This is a genomic window from Pseudoxanthomonas sp. LjRoot204_2 (assembly GCF_056175765.1).
In genome coordinates this window covers 1-1,147 of sequence record NZ_JBGFFG010000696.1, presented here as the reverse complement: position 1 = coordinate 1,147, position 1,147 = coordinate 1, and the positions used below count along the sequence as shown (strand labels likewise).

Sequence of the window (1,147 nt, the reverse complement as noted above, 5' to 3'; positions counted from 1 at the left end):
CGCCAACACCGCGCATCCGTCCATCACCGACGACCAGCGCCGCAACCGCGAGCGGCTGGTGCAAGCCATGGCCCGCCATGGCTTCCAGAACTATGCGATGGAATGGTGGCACTTCACCTTCCGTCCCGAACCCACCCCGCGAACCGCCTACGACGTCCCGATCCAATGAGTGCTTCCCCCTCTTCCCCCTCGCCGAAGGCCGCCGATGTCGCGGTGATCGGCAGCGGCATCGTCGGCCTGTCGACGGCGCACCATCTGCTGGACCGCGGGCTGTCGTGCGTGCTGATCGATGCCAAGGGGCCGGCGGGCGAGACATCGTTCGGCAACGCCGGCTCCATCTCGGTCGGCAACGTGATGCCGCAGTCCACGCCGGGCATCGTCACCAAGGCGCTGCGCATGCTGGCCAATCCGCTGGCGCCGCTGAAGCTGGACTGGGGCGTCAGCCCGTCGTACGCGCGCTGGCTGCTGCAGTTCCTCAACCAGGGCCGGTTGCAGCACGTGTTGCCCATCATCGATGCGCTGGGCGCCATCAACACGGCATCGCGCAGCGCGTGGCTGGAGCTCGGAGAACGGATCCATGCCAGCGAGTTGATCGCGCACACCGGCTATCTGCACGTGTACAGCGAGGAGGCGACGTTCGCGAAGGGTGAATGGGAACGCGGCCTGATGCGTGAACGTGGCGTCGCGTTCGACGTGCTGGATGCCGCCCAGTTGCGCGACCTGGAACCGGGCATCGGGTCGGGATTCCGGCGCGCGGTGTTCCAGCGCGAGTCATTGGCGATGCGTGACCCGGGGGCGTTCTGCCGGCGGCTGTTCGATGACCTGGTCGCGCGTGGTGCGACGTCGCTGATCGCCCGCGTGTCGGGCGTGGCGCGCCAGGGCGGGGGCTATCGGATCGATACCGACCGGGGGCCGGTGCATGCCGGCCGGGTGGTGGTCGCTGCCGGCGCGTGGAGCAATGTGTTGCTGCGCCCATTCGGGCTGAAGATTCCCGTGATTCCCGCGCGCGGGTACCACCTGATGTATCCGCAGGCGCAAACGGTAGTGCGCCGTCCCACCTTGTGGGCGGAGCGCTACATGGTGGTGTCGCCGATGCAGGAAGGCATCCGGATGACCAGCATCAAGGAGCTGACCGCGCTGGGTCGCG

General features: G+C 68.0%; 2 protein-coding genes. Both read left to right on the top strand.

Going from position 1 to position 1,147, the window contains the following annotated elements:
- Positions 1 to 22 precede the first annotated feature (22 nt).
- Positions 23 to 169 carry a M15 family metallopeptidase gene (locus tag AC04L7_RS19160; RefSeq protein WP_475513771.1) on the top strand — a complete coding sequence of 49 codons (147 nt, stop codon included), beginning with the start codon at positions 23 to 25 and terminating at the stop codon, positions 167 to 169.
- Positions 166 to 1,147, top strand: a 982-nt coding sequence (locus AC04L7_RS19155; RefSeq protein WP_475513770.1) for an NAD(P)/FAD-dependent oxidoreductase, incomplete at its 3' end; no start/stop codon positions are given. The genes AC04L7_RS19160 and AC04L7_RS19155, both read left to right, overlap by 4 nt.